The sequence below is a fragment of the Chamaesiphon sp. VAR_69_metabat_338 genome, assembly GCF_031423935.1.
Classification (GTDB): Bacteria; Cyanobacteriota; Cyanobacteriia; order Cyanobacteriales; family Chamaesiphonaceae; genus Chamaesiphon.
Map to the genome: position 1 here is coordinate 1 of NZ_JANPGM010000702.1, position 6,596 is coordinate 6,596.

Below are 6,596 nucleotides of genomic sequence, written 5' to 3' on the forward strand. Positions count from 1 at the left end.
CCCGCAAAATTTGGGAACGATAGTAAAGATAATCTTCAGATGCAATGGAATCGGTAGATGAGTGGAATGTCGATGGGTGATGTCTTAATACCAGGGGAAACATTACCATTAATTCCCTATCAATCACAGGATCTCGCACGCTCGATCGAGTCTTTTAGACAACAGCAGGTAACTGGCATTCTTCAGTTAGAAGTAGATGTCCAGCCCGATCGAAGTTGGCAGCGAGTCTTGATTTGGTATAAAGGTGAAATCACATATGGTGGTAATAAATTAATCGATCGCGGCGAACTAATTCGGACATTAGTCCAAAAGTTCAAACCAGAATATTCGCAATCGATCGATGGGTGGCTGATCCAACAGTTGGTCTACCCGCATTCGAGTCGCGAATTATTAACGTTTTTGGTACAGCGTGATGTCTTGACTTGGGAACAAATCGAAACTTGGGCGCAGGGACAAACTGTATTTGCCCTCGAACAGGCGATCGGTTTTGGCGGTAAATATCGGTTTAATCCCCAACCTGAGGTGGATTTTTATCTTGGTGCCCAGGGCAATGGCTTGAACTGGAATCAATTGATGATGACAGTCAATACCCGCCAACAGTACTGGATCAAAATCAACAGCTTAATTCCGAGTATGGCGGCGGTACCGCTAGCACCAACGCCAGCAACGGCTGCCAAGATCGCGGAAAAAGCGATCGAACAACATACCCAGAAGTGGTTTGACGGCAAACGCACGATTGTCGAAATTGCGACCGCTCTCGATCGAGATCCGCTGCAGGTAGCTCGTTCCTACGCTCAATGGGTGCAAATGGGCTGGATGCAATGCCAAACGCCGAGTGCGGCTGAACCAGAGCCGCCACCTCCGGCTGCTTTGCCGATTGTGTTGTCGGTAGATGATAGTCCGATCGTCCAAACGCGGATCAAACGGGCATTAAGCGATCATTGCGAGGTGTTACTGGCCAATGATGCCATGAGTGCGCTGCACTTGCTCGCCAGACAGCCCGTAGATTTGCTACTGCTGGATGTGACGATGCCAGGGATCGACGGGATCGAACTCTGTCAAACCTTGCGCCGGATGAGTAAATTTACGCAACTACCGATCGTGATGCTCACGGCCAAGGATAAGAGTTACGATCGTGCCCTTGCTGAAATGGTTGGTGCGACTGAGTATCTCACCAAGCCGCTCAATGATGAAAAATTGATTGCAATTGTTAATCAGTATGCCAAGGGTGGGCATATTCAATAATGAGTCCAGTAGTTTTTATCGCTACTAAAAATCGTGCTAGCTACTTAAAACCTACTTTTTATATATTCTGTCCACTCCAGTCTTTGTCGTTGTTATTAGGTAATCGAGATCGTGTCAGCTAATCAAAATCTAGTCTTTGGTCTGCATGGTTCCTTGTATGGAATTAGTACTGCCTTTGTGCGCGAAATCTGCTGGTTGCCAGAGTTGTACTCGTTAGCTACCGCGCCGATCGATACGATCGGGATCTTTAATTGGCGATCGCGGATGGTGCCAGTGATGCACTTAGATTTGCGATTTGGGCGGAGTTTTTCTGGCTGCAATGTGGCAGATCGCGTCATCGTGGTTGAGTTTCAAGGTACCTATCTCGGGATTGTCGCTCACGAGGTATGTGACGTGCAATCGCTCGCGCCCGTACCGCTCGACATGGCTTTGATTCAGAGTCGTCAAGCTGAAATCGATCGCAACTTGATCGTCGGTATCGCCCAGAGCAATGACAAGCCAGTTGCTTGTCTCGATCTCGATCGGTTGATTCGCGAGCCAGCTGTAGTCGCCGAACTGGGTGAGGAACCAGCAATCTTGGCTGGAGCTGATGCTGATTTTTACAGTCGGTGTTGTCCTGAGGCTACAGTCGCCGACAGGGCTACTTTTGCTACCCGCGCGCTCCAACTCAAGGAATCGGTAATCAAAGCCCAGAGCACTACGACGGCAGCAGGGGTGTTAGTCGTCCAAATCGGTAGCGAATATATTGGCTTACCGCTCGAACTGACGATCGACGTCGATGCACTCGATCGATTCGTTCTCTCTCCAGTCCCAGTTTCACCAGCCTATCTATTAGGGCAGCTAAATTGGCGGGGTGAAATCTTACCAATTATCGAACTCGGGAGCATCCTGCAAATTCCCACCCTACCGCGCCAAGAACTGGTCATCATCCAGATCGATAAAGTCAAAATTGGCATTGTTGTCGATCGGATTTTTGATGTCTGCTACCTGGCTGCCGATCGGATTGATGAGCTACCACTTTCGGTCAGCGATCGACTGCGGGGCTATCTCAGTGGTGTCACCAATTATGCCGATGGGTTGATGTATTTAGTCAAACTCCAAGAGTTAGTCGAACGTGAATTTTTGCCGACTAGTGTGTGACGATCCGCGTTCTACATTCAGTAATATCGATCTAAATTTTATATTTTAATTTTATTCCCTATCGCGTCACTAACTATCAACAGCCATGTCAACTAACTTGTGGACGAAAGTCAACGATCTCTCCTTTAAAACCAAATCAATCCTCCTCGCGATCGCCTTAGGCACGATCCCCGTCGTAGTCAGCGGCACGATCGACTATCTCCAGGTTAGGATTGCCAGTCAACAGCAAGCTGTCAAAACTCAAAAAGCGCGCGCAGTCACGATCGCGGATAAACTCAACCGCTTTGTCTTCGAGCGCAATGGTGATGTTTCCGTAATTTCGGCACTACCAATTTTTGCAACTGCTAAAGTCGCCGCCATTACTTCGCTAGCAGACAAAAACACCTTGCTGGATCGATTTGTAGCAACTTACCAGGTGTACGACAGTATTGCCGTATTTGATGTCAAAGGTGATTTAGTCGCTCAGAGTAAAGGGGAATCATTAACAAAAATCAATCACTCAACTCGGCAGTATTTTAAAGATGCCGTAAAAACTGGCAAAACAGTGATTTCTGAACCAGAAGTTAGTAAATATACTGGCAAAATTTCGATATTTTTTGCCGCCCCAATTAGGGATTCAATTACCAATAATATTATCGGCGTAGTTAGGACGCGGACTCCAGTCGATCGCTTATCTACAGTACTCAAAGAGTTTGGAACTAAAGAGGAGAATTATCATATCCTCGATCGCCAAACTAACAAAGTATTTATTAGTTCCAATAGCGAGTTTATCAACCAATCAGAATCTCCCGAAATGCTTGCTGCCCGCACCAAAGGCGGGTTAGTCGTCCGCCAACCGAATGGGACTAATCACCATCGATCGGAACTAATCAGTGCGGCACCCTTGGAAAAATTGGCAGGGATGACCGAACTACCCTGGACGGCAGTAGCGACGATCGATGAGGCTGCTGCCTACTTGGAGTTACAAGGGCTATTGTGGACGATTTTAGTTGGGGCTACAGCCACTGGCGGATTGACAGTCGGCATATCGCTGTTGTTGGCCGATCGGATTGCCAAATATATCCAAAAAGCGATCGCCACGATTACAGTCTCTGCTAGTGAAATCACCGATACAGTTCAAATCCAGGAGATCTCAGTCAACCAACAGGCGAATTCGGCGATCTCCACCACCGATAGTATCAACGTCTTGGAATCGATTTCGACGGAAACCGCCGAACAAGCCGATGCATCGGCAGCTGGAGCCAAACAAGCTCTATCGCTCGCCGAAGAAGGTACCAAGGCGGTGCAAAAGACCATTCATGAGATGTCCGACTTGCGCGATCGAGTCGATGAAATCGCCCAGCAAATCGCCAATCTCGGCGAACAAACCGGCCAGATTACCACCGTCTCCGACCTGGTATCGGATCTGGCCAAACAAACCAACATGCTCGCCCTTAAAGCCGCCGTAGAAGCAGCCCGCGCGGGCGAACAGGGGAAAGGATTCGGGGTGGTTGCGGGTGAAATTCGGAAACTTGCCGACGAAAGTAAAAAATCCGCTCAGAAAATTAACGATCTGGCAACGGATATTCAAACCTCCATTAACCGCACGGTCATGACTACCGATCGCGGTACCAAAACAGCTACCGAAGGGATTCAACTTGCGGAAAATACCGCAGTCACCTTTGTGGGCGTAGCCGAGGCCGTCAACAACGTGTTCTTGAACTCCCAGCAGATTTCCTCTAGTACCAAACGCCAATCCGCCGCGATTCAGCAAGTACTCGGCGCGATGAACACCATCTCTCAAGGCTCGCAAGAAAACGCGATCGGGATGCACAAAGTCAAAACCTCCACCAGAGAACTCACCCAGATTGCCGATGAGCTGCAAGCAGCGGTGAGTTAGGGGATAGGGAATAGGGGATAGAGGTTAGGGGATAGAAATTAACGCGCATAGCGCGTCAAGACAAATAATTCTAGCCATCTAAATCTCCTAACCCCGCTCTATTCTCTAACCCCTGTCCCCTCTCCACCCCCTAACCCCTAACCCCTATCCCCTATCCCCTAAAATGCTATCCACCTTCAAAACCAATTTCCAAGACAAATTCAATAACGTCTCGTTCAAAACTAAAGCGACACTAGTGGCGATCGCTTTAGGTGTAGCACCGATCGCGACGATCGGGACGCTTAACTACATCCAGATTTCGAGCATCAACCAAGAACAAACGACCAAAGCTGAGTCAGAGCGGGCGGTATTGGTAGCAGATAAACTGAACCGATTTGTCTTCGAGCGTAATGGTGACGTCGCAACTCTGTCCTCATTACCTGTCTTTGCCGATCCCCAGATTGCTAAGATTGCGACCTCACAAACTAGAGCTGCATTATTAGATCGGTATATGCAAAGTTATGGGGTCTATGACAGCATTGCGGCTTTCGATCTCAATGGCCAACCGATCGCGCAGACCAAAGGCAGTCCATTAGGCAATCACCTCGATCGCGCTTACTTCAAAGAAGTACTCAAAACTGGAAAGACAGTCATCTCCTCACCAGAGCTATCCAAAAGTACGGGTAAATACGTAATTCACTTTGCCGCACCGATTAAGGACTTGGCAACTGGTAGCCTCATTGGGGTGATGCGGACGAGAGCACCGATCGATCGGCTCGAATCAGTCATCAAAAGTTTTGCGACCAGCAGCCAAGATTATCACATTCTCGATCGACAGACTGGCAAAATCTTCCTCAGTTCTAATAGTGACTATACTGGCAAAGCTGAGGATCCGGATTTGGCGAAAGCGCGGACGAGTAAAGAAGTAGTCCGCCACCAAAACGACAGTAACGGTAGCCGTGCCGGTCGCGCCGAGCTAGTTGCAGCAGCTCCACTAGAGAAGCTAGAAGGCATGGCCGAACTACCGTGGACGGCATTTGCCGCCATTGATGAAACAGCCGCTTCGGCAGCACTTCAACGTCTGTTGTGGACGACCTTAGTAGGGGCGGGATTGATGGCCGGTCTAACGGTTGGTTCAGCCGTATTATTAGGTAATCGGATTTCTAAATTTATCGGGAAGCTAGCCGACTCGATCGTCAGTTCTTCGGGCGCGATCGTCGATACGGTCGAAATGCAAGAGGTCACGGTGAACATGCAAGCCAACTCGGCGATCGATACCAGTACCACAGTTAACGAACTAGGCGCGATCTCCTTCCAGTCTTCCGCCCAGGCTGAAGCGGCTGCCAATGGTGCCCGCCAAGCTCTCTCGCTAGCTGAAGATGGGACTCGATCGGTACAGCAGACCCTCCAGGGGATGTCTGGACTCCGCGATAAAGTAGACGCGATCGCCAATCAAATCGTCAACCTCAGCGAACAAACCGGCCAAATTACGATCGTCTCCGACCTCGTGGCCGACTTGGCAAGTCAAACCAACATGCTCGCACTCAACGCAGCAGTAGAAGCAGCCCGAGCGGGCGAACAAGGTAAAGGTTTTAGCGTAGTTGCCGACGAAATTCGGAAACTTGCCGACCAAAGTAAAAAATCTGCCGATAAGATTAACCTGCTGGCTAGTGACATTCAAGCAGCGATCAACCGGACGGTAATGGTAACTGATGAAGGTAGTAAAACAGTACTCGAAGGGATCGACTTGGCTCGATCGACCGCCGACACCTTCGCGGGTGTGACTGACGCCGTCAACAACGTGTTCTTGAACTCCCAACAAATCTCCACCAGTGCCAAACAACAGGCAGTATCGATTCAGCAGGTACTCACCTCGATGACCAATATCTCCCAAGGTTCGCAAGAAAGTGCGATCGGCATGCACCAGGTGAAGATGACCACCAGAGAGTTGACGCAGGTGGCGGATGAGTTGAAAGCGGCAGTCGTTTAGGGAATAGGGAATCGAGAATAGGGAATAGGGAATGAAATTAAGATGACTATCAGTAGTTTTCGGGACTTAAGAGTTTGGCAATTAGGGATGGATTTAACTGAAAGAGTTTATCGAATCACTGATTCTTTCCCTAAGTCGGAAATTTACGGATTGACTAGTCAAATTCGTCGCGCTGCTGTCTCTATCCCCTCAAATCTAGCTGAAGGACATGGTAGAAATTCAACCAAGGAGTTTTTACAGTTTATTGCTATTGCATTTGGATCTATTTGCGAGCTTGAAACCCAAATTTTGTTATCTCATCGATTGAAATATATAGAAACAGATGATTTAGAGAAAACGCTAGCGTTATTAACTGAGACAAGT

5 protein-coding genes are annotated in these 6,596 nt (G+C 48.6%); all 5 read left to right on the forward strand.

The features are described from left to right. Positions 1–57 precede the first annotated feature (57 nt). A complete protein-coding gene (locus RMO84_RS19600; protein ID WP_310490118.1) occupies positions 58–1,245 on the forward strand; it encodes a response regulator in 1,188 nt (395 codons plus the stop codon). A gap of 111 nt (positions 1,246–1,356) precedes the next feature. Then, a complete protein-coding gene (locus RMO84_RS19605; RefSeq protein WP_310490119.1) occupies positions 1,357–2,385 on the forward strand; it encodes a chemotaxis protein CheW in 1,029 nt (342 codons plus the stop codon). An 85-nt stretch (positions 2,386–2,470) separates the two neighbouring features. Continuing rightward, a complete protein-coding gene (locus RMO84_RS19610; protein WP_310490120.1) occupies positions 2,471–4,264 on the forward strand; it encodes a methyl-accepting chemotaxis protein in 1,794 nt (597 codons plus the stop codon). Positions 4,265–4,427: 163 nt separating this feature from the next. After that, positions 4,428–6,233: a methyl-accepting chemotaxis protein gene (locus RMO84_RS19615; RefSeq protein WP_310490121.1), complete on the forward strand. Its 1,806-nt coding sequence runs from the start codon at positions 4,428–4,430 to the stop codon at positions 6,231–6,233. Positions 6,234–6,275: 42 nt separating this feature from the next. Next, the coding region (locus RMO84_RS19620) for a four helix bundle protein (protein ID WP_310490122.1) at positions 6,276–6,596 on the forward strand (321 nt) is incomplete at its 3' end.

Excerpts from the sequence above, each read along its gene's own strand:
- RMO84_RS19600 (WP_310490118.1), top strand. The coding sequence starts at position 58 with ATGAGTGGAATGTCGATGGGTGATGTCTTAATACCAGGGGAAACATTA.
- RMO84_RS19610 (WP_310490120.1), top strand. The coding sequence starts at position 2,471 with ATGTCAACTAACTTGTGGACGAAAGTCAACGATCTCTCCTTTAAAACC.
- RMO84_RS19615 (WP_310490121.1), top strand. The coding sequence starts at position 4,428 with ATGCTATCCACCTTCAAAACCAATTTCCAAGACAAATTCAATAACGTC.